The 16554-nt window shown below is 60.9% G+C and carries 16 protein-coding genes; 10 read left to right on the forward strand and 6 right to left on the reverse strand.

All coding sequences use genetic code 11. The features are described from left to right. The first annotated feature begins 35 nt into the window (after positions 1-35). The 10 genes from AC1DYQ_RS00740 to AC1DYQ_RS00785 all read left to right on the forward strand — a co-directional run bounded on the left by AC1DYQ_RS00740 (position 36) and on the right by AC1DYQ_RS00785 (position 11745). On the forward strand, positions 36-1301 hold the full coding sequence (locus tag AC1DYQ_RS00740) for an ABC transporter substrate-binding protein (protein WP_457280039.1): 1266 nt from the start codon (positions 36-38) through the stop codon (positions 1299-1301). Between the two features lie 35 nt (positions 1302-1336). After that, positions 1337-2203 carry a branched-chain amino acid ABC transporter permease gene (locus tag AC1DYQ_RS00745; RefSeq protein ID WP_457280040.1) on the forward strand — a complete coding sequence of 289 codons (867 nt, stop codon included), beginning with the start codon at positions 1337-1339 and terminating at the stop codon, positions 2201-2203. Positions 2204-2205: 2 nt separating this feature from the next. Then, entirely contained in the window at positions 2206-3222 is a 1017-nt protein-coding gene (locus tag AC1DYQ_RS00750; RefSeq protein WP_477685165.1) for a branched-chain amino acid ABC transporter permease, read from the forward strand. Beyond that, a complete protein-coding gene (locus AC1DYQ_RS00755; protein ID WP_457280042.1) occupies positions 3219-3929 on the forward strand; it encodes an ABC transporter ATP-binding protein in 711 nt (236 codons plus the stop codon). Before AC1DYQ_RS00750 ends, AC1DYQ_RS00755 begins: the two co-directional genes overlap by 4 nt. A 2-nt stretch (positions 3930-3931) precedes the next feature. Continuing rightward, positions 3932-4636: an ABC transporter ATP-binding protein gene (locus AC1DYQ_RS00760; RefSeq protein ID WP_477665614.1), complete on the forward strand. Its 705-nt coding sequence runs from the start codon at positions 3932-3934 to the stop codon at positions 4634-4636. Positions 4637-4687: 51 nt separating this feature from the next. Then, positions 4688-5455 carry a putative hydro-lyase gene (locus AC1DYQ_RS00765; protein ID WP_477685166.1) on the forward strand — a complete coding sequence of 256 codons (768 nt, stop codon included), beginning with the start codon at positions 4688-4690 and terminating at the stop codon, positions 5453-5455. A gap of 49 nt (positions 5456-5504) precedes the next feature. Then, positions 5505-6467: a TRAP transporter substrate-binding protein gene (locus tag AC1DYQ_RS00770; protein WP_477685167.1), complete on the forward strand. Its 963-nt coding sequence runs from the start codon at positions 5505-5507 to the stop codon at positions 6465-6467. Positions 6468-6485: 18 nt separating this feature from the next. Beyond that, entirely contained in the window at positions 6486-7088 is a 603-nt protein-coding gene (locus AC1DYQ_RS00775) for a nuclear transport factor 2 family protein (protein WP_477685168.1), read from the forward strand. A 68-nt stretch (positions 7089-7156) separates the two neighbouring features. Further along, entirely contained in the window at positions 7157-10789 is a 3633-nt protein-coding gene (locus AC1DYQ_RS00780; protein ID WP_477685169.1) for a hydantoinase B/oxoprolinase family protein, read from the forward strand. A gap of 410 nt (positions 10790-11199) precedes the next feature. Then, a complete protein-coding gene (locus AC1DYQ_RS00785; RefSeq protein WP_477685170.1) occupies positions 11200-11745 on the forward strand; it encodes a DinB family protein in 546 nt (181 codons plus the stop codon). A gap of 115 nt (positions 11746-11860) precedes the next feature. Here AC1DYQ_RS00785 and AC1DYQ_RS00790 read toward each other — a convergent pair whose 3' ends face one another. From AC1DYQ_RS00790 to AC1DYQ_RS00815, 6 genes are all read right to left on the reverse strand, one after another. Next, entirely contained in the window at positions 11861-12421 is a 561-nt protein-coding gene (locus AC1DYQ_RS00790) for a ComEA family DNA-binding protein (protein WP_477685171.1), read from the reverse strand. 129 nt (positions 12422-12550) lie between these two features. Beyond that, positions 12551-13555: an ADP-glyceromanno-heptose 6-epimerase gene (rfaD, locus tag AC1DYQ_RS00795; RefSeq protein ID WP_477685172.1), complete on the reverse strand. Its 1005-nt coding sequence runs from the start codon at positions 13553-13555 to the stop codon at positions 12551-12553. Between the two features lie 119 nt (positions 13556-13674). Next, a complete protein-coding gene (gene rfaE1, locus AC1DYQ_RS00800; RefSeq protein WP_477685173.1) occupies positions 13675-14622 on the reverse strand; it encodes a D-glycero-beta-D-manno-heptose-7-phosphate kinase in 948 nt (315 codons plus the stop codon). Between the two features lie 122 nt (positions 14623-14744). Further along, positions 14745-15890, reverse strand: coding sequence for a lipopolysaccharide assembly protein LapB (gene lapB, locus AC1DYQ_RS00805; protein ID WP_477685174.1), 1146 nt, complete (start codon positions 15888-15890; stop codon positions 14745-14747). Next, positions 15880-16164, reverse strand: a complete 285-nt coding sequence (locus tag AC1DYQ_RS00810) for a LapA family protein (RefSeq protein ID WP_457280053.1) — start codon at positions 16162-16164, stop codon at positions 15880-15882. Before AC1DYQ_RS00810 ends, lapB begins: the two co-directional genes overlap by 11 nt. 64 nt (positions 16165-16228) lie before the next feature. Continuing rightward, positions 16229-16543, reverse strand: coding sequence for an integration host factor subunit beta (locus tag AC1DYQ_RS00815; protein WP_477667953.1), 315 nt, complete (start codon positions 16541-16543; stop codon positions 16229-16231). Between the last annotated feature and the right edge of the window lie 11 nt (positions 16544-16554).

Raw genomic sequence — 16554 nt, forward strand, 5'->3', positions numbered from 1 at the left:
TCATCCAACCGTCATGTTTTTACGAGGAGTGCGTCATGAAGAAATCTTGGTGGGCCAAAGTGGCCGCAGTGTTGCTATCAACCGGCATGGCCTTTGGCGTGCATGCACAGCAAGAGATAAAAATCGGTGTGCTTTATCCGCTCACCGGGCCTGCCGCATCCGTGGGTGCCGAGCTGCGCAGCGCGCTGGAACTCGCCGCCGACATCATCAATAACGGTGCGCCCGGTGTTTCCGAGCTGCCGCTGTCTGCCGGCAAAGGCTTGCCCAACCTCAAGGGCGCAAAAATCAAGCTGGTGTTTGCCGACCACCAGGCCAACCCGCAGACTGGCGCTACGGAAGCCGAGCGCCTGATCACGCAGGAAAAAGTCGTGGCACTCGTGGGCGCCTATAACAGCGCCGTCACCGCCACGGCCAGCCAGATCGCCGAGCGCGCCGGCATCCCTTTCCTGAACCCCGAGTCGTCGTCGGCGTCGCTCACGCAGCGCAACTTCAAGTGGTTCTTTCGCACCACGCCGCACGACGACCTGTTTGTGCACAACGCCTTTGATTTCCTGAAAGAACTCGAAGCAAAAAAAGGCATCAAGGCGGGCGTGGTCGCCAGCCTCAACGAGAACGGCTTGTGGGGCACGGAAACCACCAAACTGCAGACCAAACTCGCGCCCGAGTTCAAGCAGAACCTGGTCAAGCAGGTGATGTACCCGGCCAAGACCACGCAACTGACTTCGGAAGTGCAGACGCTCAAGGCCGCCAATCCCAACCTGGTGCTGCAGTCGTCCTACACGGCCGATGCCATCCTGTCGATCAAGACCTACAAGGAACTGGGCTTTTCGCCGGACATGATCCTGGCGAACAACGCGGGCTTCACCGATACCGATTTCATCAGGACACTGGGCAAGGACGCCGACTACATCATCACGCGTGAAGTCTGGGCGCTGGACCTGGCCAACCGCAATCCGCTGATCAAGCAGGTCAACGACCTGTTCAACAGCCGCTACAAGATCAACTTCACCGGCAATTCCTCGCGCACTTTCACCGGCCTGATGGTGATGGCGGACGCTATCAACCGCGCTGGCTCCACCGAGCCCGAAGCCATCCGCAAGGCATTGGCCGCCACCGACATGCCCGGCAGCAAGCTGATCATGCCGTGGAAAGGTGTGAAGTTCGATGCGACCGGCCAGAACACCCTGGGCCAGGGCATCCTGGTGCAGATCATCGGCGGCAAATACAACACGGTCTGGCCTTTCGACATGGCCTCGCGTGAAGTGACCTGGCCCATGCCCAAGTGGGACCAGCGCAAATAAGCCGCGAGTTTTGACCTAAAAGCCAAGAGACAACCATGACTACGGAAATATTGCTTCAGACGCTGGCCTCCGGCGTGCTGATTGGGCTGATTTACGCGCTGGTGGCTATCGGCCTGACCATGATTTTCGGCGTCATGGACATCGTGAACTTCGCGCACGGGGAATTCCTCATGCTGGGCATGTACTCGGCCTTCTGGCTGTTTTCCCTGTATGCGCTGGACCCCATGCTCACCTTGCCGCTGACAGTGATCATGCTGTTCGGCTTCGGCGTGCTGCTGTACAAACTGGTGATTGTGCGCATCATCAACGCGCCCATGCTGTCGCAGATCTTCACGACCTTCGGCATCATGATCCTGCTGCGCGGCGTGGCCCAGTTCCTCTGGAAACCGGATTTCCGCTCCATCGAGAATTCGGCGGTCAGCGGAACCGTCAAGCTGTTGGGCGTGCAACTGGGCAAGCCGCAGCTGGTCGCTGGTGTAGGGGCCGTCGTGGTTACCGGGTTGATTTACTTCTTCTTGAACAAGACCCGGCTCGGTGCGGCGCTGGAAGCCACCGCCTCTGACAAGGAAGCGGCCCGTCTCATGGGCATTGATTCGCACAAGATGTTCTCGCTGGCCTGGGGCATAGGTGCGGCCTGTGCCGGCGCGGCCGGTGTGCTGCTGTCAACCTTCTTCCCGATTTTTCCGGACGTTGGCGCGAGTTTCATCCTGCTGGCTTTTGTGGTGGTCAACCTGGGCGGTTTCGGCAGCGTCTCGGGCGCCTTCTGGGCTGGCATCCTGGTCGGCGTGATCGAGGTCATGGGCGGCCTGCTGCTCGGCCCGCAGTACAAGACGGCCATCGTGCTGGTGCTGTTCCTCGGCGTGCTGATGTTCCGCCCCCAGGGTCTGATGGGCAAGGCATGATCATGAAGCAACTCATTTTTGCCGTCGCCGCTCTGGCGCTCGCCCTGGCCGTCCCCGCGTTCACGGATGCCTCGCATCTGAACATGGCAATCCTCATTCTCATGGCGGCCCAGGTGGGCGTGGCCTGGAACATCGTGGGCGGCTATGCGGGACAGGTGTCCCTCGGCCATGCGGCTTTCTACGGACTTGGCGCCTATGTCTCGACACTGCTGCTGATCAAGTTCGGCATCAATCCCTGGATAGGCGTGCTCGCCGGCGGTTTGGTGGCAGCCTTGCTCAGCCTGGGGTTTGGCTGGTCCTGCTTCCGGCTCAAGGGCCACTACTTTGCGATGGCCACCATCGCGGTGGCCGAACTGGTGCAGATTTTCTTCACTGAGTGGGATTACGGCGGTGCGGCGGTCGGGCTTTACGTGCCGATGGACAAACAAGGCTGGCTCTGGCTGAACTTCGCCACCAAATTGCCGTACTACTGGCTGGCGCTGGGCCTGCTGATCATCACCTTGGGCGCGAACTGGTGGATAGAGCGCAGCTACCTCGGCTACTACTTCAGGGCCATCAAGGATGAGCCCGACGCGGCCCGCAGCATCGGTGTGAACATCGCCCGCTACAAGCAGGTCGCACTGTCGGTCAGTGCTTTCCTCACGGCGGTCGGCGGCAGCCTGTATGCACAGAAAGAGCTTTATATCGATCCGAATTCGGTGCTCTCGACGGCGCTTTCCATCAAGATGGCGCTGGTGTCCATCCTGGGGGGCGTGGGTACCCTGTTTGGGCCGGTCGTGGGTGCCGTGGTGCTGACCAGCATCGAGGAGTTCACCCGCATCGCCTTCGGTGGGACGGGCCGCGGCACTGACGTCATCATTTATGCGAGCCTCATCATCGTGATCGCAGTCTTTTATCCCACGGGCCTCATTGGCTGGCTGCGCAGCTTCCGGGAGCGCCGCGAGGCACGCGCCGATGCATCGCGGCAGATGGCGGTGCCCACCGCCGCCGTGCAGAACGCCGGCGAGGAGGCCATATGAAGTTGCTGGAAGTCAAACAGGTCAGCAAGCGTTTCGGCGGGCTGGTCGCCAACCAGGATGTGTCCTTTAGCGTGGACACCGGGCAGGTGGTGGGCCTGATCGGCCCCAACGGAGCCGGAAAGACCACGATGTTCAATTGCGTGGCGGGGTTTTTCGCCCCCACATCGGGCAGCATCATGCTGGGCGGACGCGACATCGCAGGCCTGCCGCCCGAAACATGCGCCCGCGCCGGTGTGGCACGGACTTTTCAGATTGCGCGCACCTTCACCAGCATGACGGCCTGCGAGAACGTGATGACCGCGGCCATGCTGCTGCAGCACAACGTTGCGAAGGCACGCCAGGCTGCCATGGACTGGCTGGCTTTTGCCGGGCTTGAACGCTTTGCCGACCGGCCTGCCGCCAGCATGACCATCAGCGAGCAGCGGCGCCTGGCCGTGGCGCGTGCGCTGGCCATACAGCCGCGCATCCTGCTGATGGATGAAGTGATGGCGGGCCTCAACCCGTCGGAAGTTCGCGAAGCGGTCGACGTGGTTCTCAAGATCCGGGACAAGGGCATTGCGTGCCTGATCGTTGAACATGTGCTGGAAGGCATCATGCCGATCGCCGACAAGATCGTCGTGCTGGACCGCGGCGTGAAGATCGCCGAAGGCACGCCGCAGCAGGTGTCGAACGACGCTGCCGTGATTACCGCCTACCTCGGGGACTGAAGATGCTGGAAATCAAAAACCTCAAGGTCTGCTACGACGACGTGCTGGCCATCTCCGACGTCAGCCTCCAGGTCGAGCCCGGCAAGATCGTCGCGCTGGTAGGCGGCAACGGCAACGGCAAGTCCACCACCTTGCGCGCCGTGGCAGGCCTCAATGCCGCCGCAGCGGGCAGTATTACTTTCAACGGTGAGCCGGTTCACCGCATGCCGGCGCACAAACGCGTCCCGTTAGGTCTGTCGCTGGTGCCGGAAGGCCGGCGCCTGTTTCCCCGGCTGACAGTGCTTCGCAACCTGGAGCTCGGTGCCTTTACGCGCACGGACAAGCACGAGGTGGCGCGGGGCATTGAAGAGATGCTGCAGCTGTTCCCCATCCTCAAGGAGCGCGCCACACAACTGGCCGGTACCATGAGCGGCGGTGAGCAGCAAATGCTGGCCATCGCCCGCGGGCTGATGGCCCGGCCCAAGCTGCTGATGCTGGATGAGCCTTCGTGGGGCATCGCGCCCAAGTTTGTGACCAAGGTGCTGGAGGTTATCCAGCAGGTCAATGCCACAGGTGTCTCGATATTGCTGGTGGAACAGAACCTGCAAAAGGCCTTGGGCATCGCGCATTACGGCTATGTCATCCAGACCGGCCGTATCGTGATGCAGGGCAAGGGTCATGAGCTCCTCAATGATGACCGGATCAAAAAGGCCTACCTGGGCCTTTGACGGAAAAGCCGCTGTATCACCCTATTTTTTCCAATCAAGCTTTACCCAGCCATGAACAAGATTTTTGATCGTCCCGCTGACCTCCGGATGGCCAGCCGTTGCGGCGAGTTTGCCCTGCCTACCGCGGGACACGCCAACGGCCATATCCAGGCCAACCTCATGATCGTGCCGCAGGCCCAGGCCTTTGACTTCCTGTTGTTTTGCCAGCGCAACCCCAAACCCTGCCCACTGGTGGAGGTTCTGAAGCCGGGCGCCACGGAGCCTTTGTGTGCACGGGGGGCGGACATCACGACCGACATTCCGGGCTATCGCGTTTACCGTGACGGCGAGTTTGTCGAAGAGCGGGGCGAGATCCGTTCGATCTGGAAGGACGACTATGTCGCCTTCCTGATCGGCTGCAGTTTTTCTTTCGAGGCCGCGGTCACCCAGGCCGGCATTCCCCTGAGGCATGTCGAGCAGGGCCGCAATGTCTCGATGTTCCGTACCAGTCTCCAGTGCCAGCCCGCTGGTGTGTTCAGCGGCGAAATGGTCGTCACCATGCGGCCCATCAAGAGCCGCGATGTGGCAAAGGTGGTGGAGATTTCTGGCCGGTTTGACGTTGCGCATGGTGCGCCCGTTCACATCGGCAATCCGGAGGTGATCGGCATCACCGACCTGTCGCGACCGGATTACGGCGATGCAGTCGACATCAAGGATGATGAAATCCCGGTGTTTTGGGGTTGCGGCGTCACGCCGCAATGGGTTGCCCAGAAGAGCCGACTGTCGATGTGCATCACCCATGCGCCGGGCAAGATGTTTGTGACGGACCTGAAAGGGTGAGTTCCATGCACCCGCCGCCGGGCTAATTCTCAACTCCCAAGGAGTTCCCATGAAAGCAGTTTTAATAGCCGTGCTCGTCACGGCGGGGGCAGCGCACGCCCAGACAACCTGGAAGCTGGCCACGGGCTACCGGGCAGAGTCCTTCCATACGCAGAACCTCCTGCAATTTGGGCGCGATGTGGATCTGGCCACGCGCGGACAGCTGGTCATACAGGTGTACCCCAACAACACCCTGGCCAAGCTGGCGGACATCAGCGCGGCCGTGCAGCAGGGAAAGGCCGAAGCGGGCGAGACCATCATGGCGGGCATGGTCAAGGAAATTCCGCTGGCTGGCGCGGACTCCATTCCCTTCGTCGTGGCCTCCTACAAGGACGCACAACGCCTCTGGAAACTGCAGCGGCCAGGCCTTGAAAAGCATTTCACCGAGCATGGTATGAAGCTCCTCTACGCAGTGCCGTGGCCGCCGCAAGGCCTGCATTCGAACAAGCCGGTGCGGGGCCCGACAGACTTTCGCGGTACCCAGATGCGCACCTACAACCAGACCACCATGCGTATCGCCGAAATGCTGGGCGCCAAGCCTGTGGATGTGGCCATGGTCGATGTGGGCAAGGCATTGGCCGAAGGCCGGATGGACAACATGATCACTTCGGCGCTGACTGGTGTGGAGAACAAGGTGTGGGGCCCGATCAAGTATTACTACGAGATCAATGCCTGGTTCCCCAAAAATGCGGTGTTTGTGAACAGCAAGGTCTTTGATGCACTGAAGCCCGAGGTGCGTGCCGCCGTGCTCAAGGCGGCGGGCGAGGCGGAAGTCCGCGGCTGGCAGGCCAGCCAGGCGCTGGCGACCAGCGCGACCGAGGAATTGCGCGCCAACGGCGTGAAGATAGAACGCATTCCCCCCGAGCTGGACACTGAGATCAAGCGCATGGGCGAGAAGTTCTCGCGCGAGTGGATACGATCGGTGGGCAATGAAGCCAATGATATTTTCGTGCCGTACTACATGCCGCAATAAGCGCAGGCTTCGAATCGCATGAAAACTCCTTCCGCATCCATCGCCGCCTACCTTCATGCCAAGGATGGCAACCGGCCTCAGCTGCTGGCGCAAGCCTTTACGGACGATGCCCTGCTGCAGGTCACCGTCCACACCAGTGCGATCTCGTTTCCCCCGGTGTCACGGGGAAGGGATGCCATCGGTGAGGTGCTGGTGCGCCGGTTTGGCCAATCCTACGAAAATGTCTACACCTTCTGCCTGAGCTCGCCGCCGGAGGCCGACGCGCAGGTGTTTTGCTGTGACTGGCTGGTTGCCATGACGGAAAAGGACAGCCGCGCCGTGCGGGTCGGGTGTGGTCGCTACGATTGGTGTTTTTCGCCGCCCTCATGTCTGGCGGAAAGCCTTTCAATCACCATCGCGAGCATGCAGACCCTGCCGGCCTCGCACACAGACGAGGTCATGGATTGGGTCGCCGGTCTTCCCTATCCCTGGTGCCCGGCTTCCACGGCCCTGCGGGGCGCGCCGGACATCCAGCACCTGGCGCCGGTACTTGGGTACATTGGCAGGGAGAAGATGGCCAACTTTCCGGACAAGAGATCCCGGCTGGCAACGCCTCACACCGTCGTGCCAAGCCAGGTCTGACAGCAGCAAGATCAATAAGATCCATAGAGATCAGCAAAGAACACGTTAACTCTGAAATCAAAAAAATTATGCAAGACACCACTTCAAAACCGGGCGGCGACCGTTGGCAATTCTGGATAGACCGCGGCGGCACCTTCACGGACATCGTGGCCAAGAAGCCCAATGGCTCGCTGGTCACGCACAAGCTGCTGTCGGAAAACCCGGAGCAGTACCGCGATGCGGCGGTCGCCGGCATCCGCCACCTGCTGGGCCTGAAAACGGGCGAGCCGATACGCGCCGACGTGGTGGACTGCGTGAAGATGGGAACGACCGTGGCGACCAATGCGTTGCTGGAGCGTAAGGGTGAGCCGACGTTGCTGGTCACCACACGAGGCTTTCGGGACGCCCTGCGCATTGCCTACCAGAACCGCCCCCGTCTGTTTGACCGCCACATCGTGCTGCCAGAATTGCTTTACAGCGCGGTGGTGGAGGCCCAGGAGCGTGTGGGCGCGCAAGGCGAGGTGCTTCAGGCGCTCGACGAAGTGCTATTAAAAAAGGAGCTGCTTGCGCAGTACCAGAAAGGGCTGCGAAGCCTTGCAATTGTTTTTATGCATGGTTACCGGTTCACGGAGCATGAAAAGGCCGCCAAGCGCATCGCGACCGAGGTGGGTTTTACCCAGATCAGCACCTCGCATGAAACCAGCCCGATGATGAAGTTTGTGAGCCGCGGCGACACCACGGTGGTGGACGCCTACCTCTCCCCCATCCTGCGCCGTTATGTGGAACAGGTCGCCAGTGAGATGCCGGGGGTACGGCTCTTTTTCATGCAGTCTTCCGGTGGGTTGACCGATGCGCATGTATTTCAGGGCAAGGACGCCATCCTGAGCGGCCCGGCCGGCGGCATTGTGGGCATGGCCCGCACCGCGGCCATTGCCGGCCACGCCAAGGTCATCGGTTTTGACATGGGCGGCACGTCCACCGACGTGTCGCATTACGCCGGGGAATTCGAACGCGAATTCGAAACCCAGGTGGCCGGCGTGCGCATGCGCGCCCCCATGATGAGCATCCATACCGTGGCTGCGGGCGGCGGCTCCATCCTCAAATTTGACGGCGAGCGCTTCCGGGTTGGTCCACAGAGCGCAGGCGCCAACCCAGGCCCCGCCAGTTACCGGCGCGGCGGCCGCCTGGCGGTGACCGATGCCAACGTGATGGTCGGCAAGGTGCAGCCGCGCTACTTTCCGAAGGTATTTGGTCCCAATGCCGATGAGCCGTTGAGTTACGAGGCGGTAGAGGCCCAGTTCAACGAACTGGCGGGGCAGACCGGGCGCAGTGCCGAGGTGGTGGCTGAAGGTTTCATCAACATCGCGGTGCAGCAGATGGCCAACGCCATCAAGAAAATTTCGGTGGCGCGCGGCTATGACGTGACACGCTACACGCTGCAATGCTTTGGCGGTGCGGGCGGGCAGCACGCCTGCCTGGTGGCTGATGCGCTGGGCATGACCAAGGTGTTTGTGCATCCGCTGGCGGGTGTGCTGAGCGCTTATGGCATGGGCCTGGCCGACCAGAATGTGATTCGTGAGCAGGCGGTGGAGCTCAAGCTCTCGGCCGCCGTGCTTCCGGAAATTGCCGACAAGCTCAACGCGCTCGCCGCGACGGCAGAGGCCGAGCTGCAGCGCCAGCAGGTCAGCACCGGCAGCATCACCACGCATCACCGCGTGCATGTGCGTTATGAAGGCAGCGACTCTGCGTTGATCGTGCCCTTCGGTACGCTGGACGAGATCGAGTCCGGGTTCGAAGCCGCTTACCGCCAGCGCTTTGCCTTCCTGATGCAGGGCAAGGGCCTGGTGGTTGAGGCCGTGTCGGTAGAGTCGGTGGTGGCGGGCGACGCGCCTGCTGAGCCGCGCCATGCCACGCATGAGCCGCGCGAGGTGCCGCGCCGCGAAACCGTACGCATGTATTCCGGAGGCCAGTGGCATGACGCAGCGTTGGTGGTGCGTGAAGACCTGCGGCCGGGCGACATCATCTCGGGGCCGGCCATCATTGCCGAGAAAAACGCCACCACGGTCGTGGAACCGGGCTGGGAAGCCGCGCTGACGGCGCTGGACCACCTGGTACTGGACCGCCGGGCTGAACGCGCCGTGAAGTTTGCGGCGGGAACGACGGTAGACCCGGTGCTGCTGGAGGTCTTCAACAACCTCTTCATGAACATTGCCGAGCAGATGGGCCTGCAGCTGCAAAACACCGCTTACTCGGTCAACATCAAGGAGCGCCTGGACTTCAGCTGCGCGCTGTTTGACACCGAAGGCAACCTGATTGCCAATGCGCCGCATATGCCGGTACATCTGGGTTCCATGGGCGAAAGCATCAAGACGGTGATTCGCGAGAACGCCGGAAAGATGCAGCCTGGCGACGTGTATGTGCTGAACGACCCCTACCATGGCGGCACGCACCTGCCCGACATCACCGTCATCACACCGGTCTACCTTGGTGCGGCGACACAGCCGACGTTTTATGTCGGTTCGCGCGGCCACCATGCCGACATCGGCGGCACCACGCCGGGCTCCATGCCGCCGTTCTCTACATTGATCGAAGAAGAGGGCGTGCAGATCAACAACGTCAAGCTGGTGGAACGTGGCGTGCTGCGCGAGGCAGAAATGATTGCGCTGCTCAAAAGCGGCAAATACCCCAGCCGTAACCCGCAGCAGAATATGGCCGACCTGAAAGCGCAGATCGCCGCCAATGAAAAGGGCGTGCAGGAGCTGCGCAAGATGGTGGACACCTTCAGCCTGGAGGTGGTGCTGGCTTACATGCGTCATGTGCAGGACAACGCCGAAGAGTCGGTGCGCCGCGTGATCACGCGCCTCAAAAATGGCGAGTTCACCTTGCCTCTGGACAACGGAGCCCAGATCAAGGTCGCCATTCGCGTTGACGTCAAAGGACGCAGCGCCGAGATCGACTTCACCGGTACATCGCCGCAGCAGACCAATAACTTCAACGCGCCGACGGCGGTGTGCATGGCGGCGGTGCTGTATGTGTTTCGCACCCTGGTTGACGACGACATTCCGCTGAACGCGGGCTGCCTGAAGCCGCTCAAGGTCATCATCCCGCCGGGCTCCATGCTCAACCCGAATCCCCCGGCTTCGGTGGTGGCGGGCAATGTGGAAACGTCTACCTGCATCACCAATGCGCTTTACGGCGCGCTGGGTGTGATGGCCGCCGGCCAGTGCACGATGAACAACTTCACCTTCGGCAATGCGCGCCACCAGTACTACGAAACCATTTCGGGGGGCTCGGGTGCGGGCGGCAAGCTTGATGATGCGGGCAAGCTGGTGTCTGGTTTTGACGGAACCTCTGTGGTGCAGGCGCATATGACCAATTCGCGGTTGACCGACCCGGAGGTACTGGAATTCCGCTTCCCGGTGCGGCTGGAAAGCTATGAGATTCGCCAGGGCTCCGGCGGTGCAGGCCGATGGCAGGGCGGCAACGGCGGTGTGCGCCGTGTGCGCTTCCTGGAGGCCATGACGGCCAGCATCCTGTCGAACGGGCGCAAACACGGCGCCTTCGGCATGGCTGGCGGCCAGGCGGGGCAGGTTGGACAGAACGTTGTGGTCCGGGCGCAAGGCCAGATTGAAACACTGGGCCATATCGGGCAGGCCGAGATGCAGCCCGGTGATATTTTTGAAATCCATACGCCGGGCGGCGGCGGCTTCGGGAAAGCTTGATGCCAATCACGGGCCGGTGTATGCCGGCCTGCTTCCCAAGCGGAGCGACCGCGCAGCTGTGACGGGTGGGTAAAGCGCCTGCCCGTTCACGCGTGCGCCTGATCGTCATTCGCAAAGTCATCTGCTCAGCCGCCCGTAACACTTGGGGCTGGCTTTAGTACCTGCAAACGGCTCGACGCTGTGCATCGCGGACGCGCCGTAAACCGGACCTCCCTCCCGTTTAGCACTATCTTTTTTTGCACGGCAACGATCGGCCATCGCCAGGACAGTGGAAAATCTGCAGTGGAGCCAGCGCACCTTGTGACGGGGGCAGGCAGGCTTTTAGGGGTGCGGAATGCCGTAATTTCAAATGAAATCCGGCCCTGGGCCAATCAGCACGAGCGCGAGAAGCTATCAATTCAGGAGCATGTATGACCGCTTCGTTTACCGACAACTACCGGCTTCTGGCCCAGTACAACCGCTGGATCAATGAACGGCTGTATGGCGCGTGTGAAACCCTGTCGGATGAGGAGCGCAAGCGTGACCGTGGTGCCTTTTTCGGCTCGATCCATCACACGCTGGGCCATCTTGTCCTGGCCGACCAGGTCTGGCTCAGGCGCTTTGCGCAGTGCGGTAATGAGAACGGAATCCATTTCACGTCGCTGGGCGCTGAAGTGCTGGACATGCCGGAGGCCTACACACTGGACATGGTGCTGTACGAAGACTGGGCCGGACTGAAAGCCAAACGGCAGCAGCTCGATGGCGCCATCGAGCAGTGGGCTGCGGACATGCCTGAGGCTTACCCGGCCATGACCATGCGCTACGCCAACTCCAAAGGGGTGCAGCGCGAACACGGGGTCTGGAAGGCCCTCACGCATTTTTTCAATCACCAGACACACCATAGAGGGCAAGTGACGACACTGGTCACGCAGGCTGGTGCAGGGGTGGGAGTGACGGACCTGATTGCGCTGGTGTAGAGGTCTTTAAATTGCTATGAAATAGATAGCTGCTTGCGCCCGACCCTAAAGGGTTGGAATTCAAAATGACATAAAAAAACCCGCTATGAGCGGGTTTTTTATGGGTGCGGGCCAATTACTTCTTGGCAGCGCTTGCGGCAGGCTTGGCTGCCTCAACCTTGACTTCGGTCTTGGTTTCTTTTTTGGTGTCTTTCTTGGCGTCTTTCTTGGACGTTACCGCCTCTTTGGCATCTTTGGCCGATTCCACCACGGCGTCTTTGGTCGCGATAGCCGCGCCCTTGACGGCATCCTTGGTGGCGATGGCTGCGTCTTTGGCCTTTTCGGTGACCGGCTTGTCAGCCTTCTTGCCGGCTTTGGCATCCGCTTTGGCTTCGGCCTTGGTTTTTGCCTTCGCATCTGCGGCGGCCGGGCCGGTATAGGCGGCACCGCCAACGGTCAGCCCTGCGGCGGAGAACTCGGCTGCGCGTTTTTCTCCCACGCCTTTGACGCGGGTGATGAAGTCATCCCAGTTTTTGAACTCGCTTTTCTTGCGCTCGGAGATGATCAGCTTGGAGGTGACGGGGCCGATGTGTTTGATGCCGTCGAGTTCGGCCTCTGTGGCTTTGTTGACGTCGACCGCAGCAAAGGCTGCAACGAGAGACATGGCGGCGAAAAACGCCAGTACTTTCTTGAACATGGAAATCTCCTCAGTGGTGAGTGGCGAAGCGCGTTATGCATCCTGTGAATAAGAATGCTGTGTTTATAACGGCCCGGTTTCACACGGGGTTGACCTGCCTGATGCGATTGGGTTGGGGAACCCCAAGCCTCAGCGATTCTTGCCCAGCCACTGCATGTAAGCAGTTACACCCGCTTTCACATCAGCAAACACATGGTCACACCCAGCGGCACGCAGGGCGCCGAGGTCGGCCTGCGTGTAGCTTTGATATTTACCCACCAAGGCTGGCGGGAAGGTGATGTAGTCGATGAGCCCGCCGCGCACGGCATCTTCCAGGCTCAGCGCCGCAGCATCCTGCCCTTTGCGCAAGGTGTTCACGACGGCGAGCGCGACATCGTTGAAGGGCTGGGCCTTTCCGGTGCCAAGATTGAAAATGCCGGATTGTTCTGGATGGTCAAAAAACCAGAGGTTCACGGCCACCACATCGTCGATGAAGACGAAGTCGCGCATCTGGCCGCCGGCGCCGTAGCCGCCGTATTCGCCAAACAGCTTGACCTTGCCTTCGGCCTGGAACTGGTTGAACTGGTGAAAGGCCACGCTGGCCATACGGCCCTTGTGCTGTTCGTGGGGGCCGTAGACATTGAAGTAGCGAAAGCCCGCAACCTGGGTGGCTGCGCCTTCAAACCGGTTGCCGAGTTCACGCCGCAGGCGCTGGTCAAAGAGCAGCTTGGAGTAGCCGTAGACGTTGAGTGGTCGTTCGAATTCGGGCGATTCCCTGAACGTGTCGGATCCGCCGTAGGTGGCGGCCGATGAGGCATACAGCAGACGTGTTCCCTGGTCCTGGCAGGCATGAAACAACTCGCACGAAAGCGTGTAGTTGTTGTCCATCATGTACTTGCCATCGGGCTCCATCGTGTCGCTGCAGGCGCCTTCGTGGAACACGGCCTCGACCTGACCGTAGGCGCCTTCGGCGAACAGGTCGTAGAAGTCGTCGGCGTCCACGTAGTCGGCGATCTGCAGGCCGGCCAGGTTGCGGAACTTGTCGCCTTCGGTCAGGTCGTCGACCGCGATGATGTCGTCGATGCCGCGGGCATTGAGGCCCTTGATGATGTTGCTGCCGATAAAACCTGCAGCACCTGTAACTACTATTTTCATGATTCGTTCCAGCAGGTTTCAGAGAAGACTAACTTGCTTTGGCAAGTTATGTCGGAGCAAAAACCTGCAGCACCCGTGACAACTATTTTCATGATGAATCCTTTAACCTGAGCCGCAATTTAATGCGCGGCAAACAGCTCGTCGTAACTGACCGTTGCGGTACCAAACTTGCCGACCACAATGCCACCGGCACGGTTGGCGATGGGCACCGCATCGCGAAGGCTCATGCCCGTAGCCGCCATGGCTGCCAGTGTGGCGATCACCGTATCGCCGGCGCCGGTGACGTCGAACACTTCACGTGCCACGGCCGGTACATTCAGCTCACCCTGGGCGTCAAACAGTGTCATGCCTTCCTCGCTGCGGGTCAGCAGCAGGGCATCAAGATTGAGTGTGGTGCGCAGGTTATGGGCTTTGGTGCGCAGCTCGGCTTCGTTGTTCCAGGTACCGATCACGTGCTCGAGCTCGGCGCGATTCGGCGTGATGACGCTGGCGTTTTTGTAGCGTGCGTAGTCCGCCCCCTTGGGATCGACCAGCACCACTTTGCCGGCAGCGCGCGCCTGGGCGATCATCAGCACGATATGCGCGAGGCCGCCTTTGCCGTAGTCTGAAAAGAGCACGGCATCGTGTTGTGTGTGCAGTTTTTCAAAGGTGGCGGACTGCGAGGCGAGCACCTCGTTTTCCGGCGTGTTCTCGAAGTCGAGCCGGATCAGCTGCTGCTGGCGGCCAATGACGCGCAGCTTGACCGTTGTTTTGAGCCGTGCGTCGCGGCCGAAGTAAGGGGCGATGCCGGTTTTGGCGACCAGCGCCTCCAATTGGTGGCTGGCCTCATCGTCGCCCACCACGGTCAGCAGCGAGGCCTGTGCGCCCAACGTGACGATGTTGTAGGCCACATTGGCAGCGGCGCCTATGCGCTCTTCGGTGCGTGTGACACGCACCACGGGCACCGGTGCCTCAGGTGAAATGCGGTCTACCGCGCCGTACCAGTAGCGGTCCAGCATGGCGTCGCCCACCACGAGGACACGGGCCTTGGCGATTCGTTCTGCGGATAGTGTGGGGATAGTGGTCATGAATGTCTATATTCAAGCAAGGAACAGCGTGGAACCGGCTTTGCCGGGCCACAGCTGTTGCCCCTGCAAGGGGGAGGAGGCGAAGCCTCCACGGGGTGTGCCGAAACTCTCCACGGGGGTGTTCATAATTCTTCTATTCGGCGCGTCGGGTAGCTGTCCCAGGCCTGGCAGCCAGGGCAGTGCCAGAAGTGCTGCGTGGCTTCAAAGCCGCACGCGGCACAACGATAGCGCATCAACGGTTTGGTTGCCTGACCCAGCGAGCACTGCACCAGGGCGTGGTGATGTGCATCCTGGAGTTGTTCCCCTTCTATCCACTTGCCGGCGGCGACCAGCGACGCCTGGCGTTCCATGTGCCTGGCATACCACTGGCGTGCCGACGCGGGGTCTTTTTCCAGTTTGACGATGGCTTCAACCACGTCGATGGACGGTGTGTTGGCGTAACTGGTCTTCAGCAACTCCAGTGCGACGGCTTCCTGGCCGCTTGCCTGGGCGATATTGGCGAGCAGGCCGGCGGCAAGCGGAAGCCCTTGCGGTGCCAGGTCTTCCAGCTTCTGCAATGTGCGCAGGGCATCTTGTGGCCTGCCGAGCTGGTGTTGCAGTTTGGCCAGGTCAATCAGCGGCCGGGCCGACACCGGGGCCATGGCGACCGCCTGCTGCAATGTCTCCAGGGCCTGGCCTGTGTCGCCCGCCGCTGCGGAAGCAATGGCCTGCTCGCAGAGGTAATGCGCCTGCCGGGCACTGAAGCTGCCATGGCTGGAGGTGCCCAGCCTGGCTGCGATTTCGGTTGCGTTAGGCCAATCGCGCGAGCGTTCATAAATGGACAGCAACGCAAGCCGGGCTTCTTCCTCGAACGGTGTTCCCTCCAGTTTGCGCAGCGCGATCTCGGCGCGGTCCAGCAGGCCGGCCTTGAGGAAATCCAGGGCCAGTGCATGCTGGGCGCGGTCGCGTTCCGGTTGCGTCAGGTCGCCGCGCGACATCAGGTGTTCGTGTACGCGCACGGCGCGTTCGTATTCGCCGCGGCGGCGAAACAGGTTGCCCAGGGCGAAGTGAAGCTCGGAAGTGTCGGGGTCGTTCTGTACGGCTTCTATAAAGGCGTCTATGGCCTGGTCCTGCTGCTCATTGAGCAGAAAATTCAGGCCCTTGAAGTAGGCTTTGGGTGCCTGGCGGTTTTCGATGCGCAGTTGCCGCAAGTCCAGTCGCGAAGCCAGCCAGCCCAGGGTAAAGGCGATCGGAAACCCGAGCAGGACCCAGGTGAAATCAAATTCCATGGTGAAGCGTGGAGGGGTCTTCGGTCACGGTGTGGGGGCCCATGGTGGAGGAGGCATATTTGGCCGATCTGCGCTTTTTCCACCAGCGCGGCATCATGACAAGAATACCGAGCGCCAGCCCACAGGCGAAGACACTCAGGACAACCAGCACCAGAGGTGCTCGCCACATCGTGCCAAAGAAAAAATTCACCGAAACCGTTTGTTGGTTATTCAGTGCAAAAGCAAACAGCGTAAAAAAAATGGCTGCCTTGAGCAGCCACATGAGGTATTTCACTTGGTCGTCCCCCCGTGGTGGTCTCGCGATTGTAGCCAGACCACCGGGGGAAAACAGCAAGACCTTACTTCGGATCCGTGACCGCCAGGAGCTCCTGGGTCCGGGCATCCACCGTTTCCCGCAACGCCTTGCCCGGCTTGAAATGGGGCACCCGTTTTTCAGGGATGGCCACGCTTTCACCGGAACGCGGATTGCGGCCCATGCGAGGCGGGCGGCGGTTGATGGAAAAACTGCCAAATCCCCTGATTTCGATCCGGTGGCCGCGCACCAACGCGTCGCTCATGGCATCAAGAATCGTCTTGACGGCATATTCGGCGTCGCGGTGCGTCAGCTGGCTGAATCGGGCTGCCAGTTCTTCGACAAGATCGCTTCGGGTCATGGATAAAGTAG

Source organism: Polaromonas sp. P1_F4 (assembly GCF_056405675.1).

What these genes read in the sequence shown, in the direction of transcription:
- AC1DYQ_RS00740 (WP_457280039.1), top strand. Translation starts at nt 36, where the DNA reads ATGAAGAAATCTTGGTGGGCCAAAGTGGCCGCAGTGTTGCTATCAACC.
- AC1DYQ_RS00745 (WP_457280040.1), top strand. Translation starts at nt 1,337, where the DNA reads ATGACTACGGAAATATTGCTTCAGACGCTGGCCTCCGGCGTGCTGATT.
- AC1DYQ_RS00750 (WP_477685165.1), top strand. Translation starts at nt 2,206, where the DNA reads ATGAAGCAACTCATTTTTGCCGTCGCCGCTCTGGCGCTCGCCCTGGCC.
- AC1DYQ_RS00755 (WP_457280042.1), top strand. Translation starts at nt 3,219, where the DNA reads ATGAAGTTGCTGGAAGTCAAACAGGTCAGCAAGCGTTTCGGCGGGCTG.
- AC1DYQ_RS00760 (WP_477665614.1), top strand. Translation starts at nt 3,932, where the DNA reads ATGCTGGAAATCAAAAACCTCAAGGTCTGCTACGACGACGTGCTGGCC.
- AC1DYQ_RS00765 (WP_477685166.1), top strand. Translation starts at nt 4,688, where the DNA reads ATGAACAAGATTTTTGATCGTCCCGCTGACCTCCGGATGGCCAGCCGT.
- AC1DYQ_RS00770 (WP_477685167.1), top strand. Translation starts at nt 5,505, where the DNA reads ATGAAAGCAGTTTTAATAGCCGTGCTCGTCACGGCGGGGGCAGCGCAC.
- AC1DYQ_RS00775 (WP_477685168.1), top strand. Translation starts at nt 6,486, where the DNA reads ATGAAAACTCCTTCCGCATCCATCGCCGCCTACCTTCATGCCAAGGAT.
- AC1DYQ_RS00780 (WP_477685169.1), top strand. Translation starts at nt 7,157, where the DNA reads ATGCAAGACACCACTTCAAAACCGGGCGGCGACCGTTGGCAATTCTGG.
- AC1DYQ_RS00785 (WP_477685170.1), top strand. Translation starts at nt 11,200, where the DNA reads ATGACCGCTTCGTTTACCGACAACTACCGGCTTCTGGCCCAGTACAAC.
- AC1DYQ_RS00790 (WP_477685171.1), bottom strand. Translation starts at nt 12,421, where the DNA reads ATGTTCAAGAAAGTACTGGCGTTTTTCGCCGCCATGTCTCTCGTTGCA.
- rfaD (WP_477685172.1), bottom strand. Translation starts at nt 13,555, where the DNA reads ATGAAAATAGTAGTTACAGGTGCTGCAGGTTTTATCGGCAGCAACATC.
- rfaE1 (WP_477685173.1), bottom strand. Translation starts at nt 14,622, where the DNA reads ATGACCACTATCCCCACACTATCCGCAGAACGAATCGCCAAGGCCCGT.
- lapB (WP_477685174.1), bottom strand. Translation starts at nt 15,890, where the DNA reads ATGGAATTTGATTTCACCTGGGTCCTGCTCGGGTTTCCGATCGCCTTT.
- AC1DYQ_RS00815 (WP_477667953.1), bottom strand. Translation starts at nt 16,543, where the DNA reads ATGACCCGAAGCGATCTTGTCGAAGAACTGGCAGCCCGATTCAGCCAG.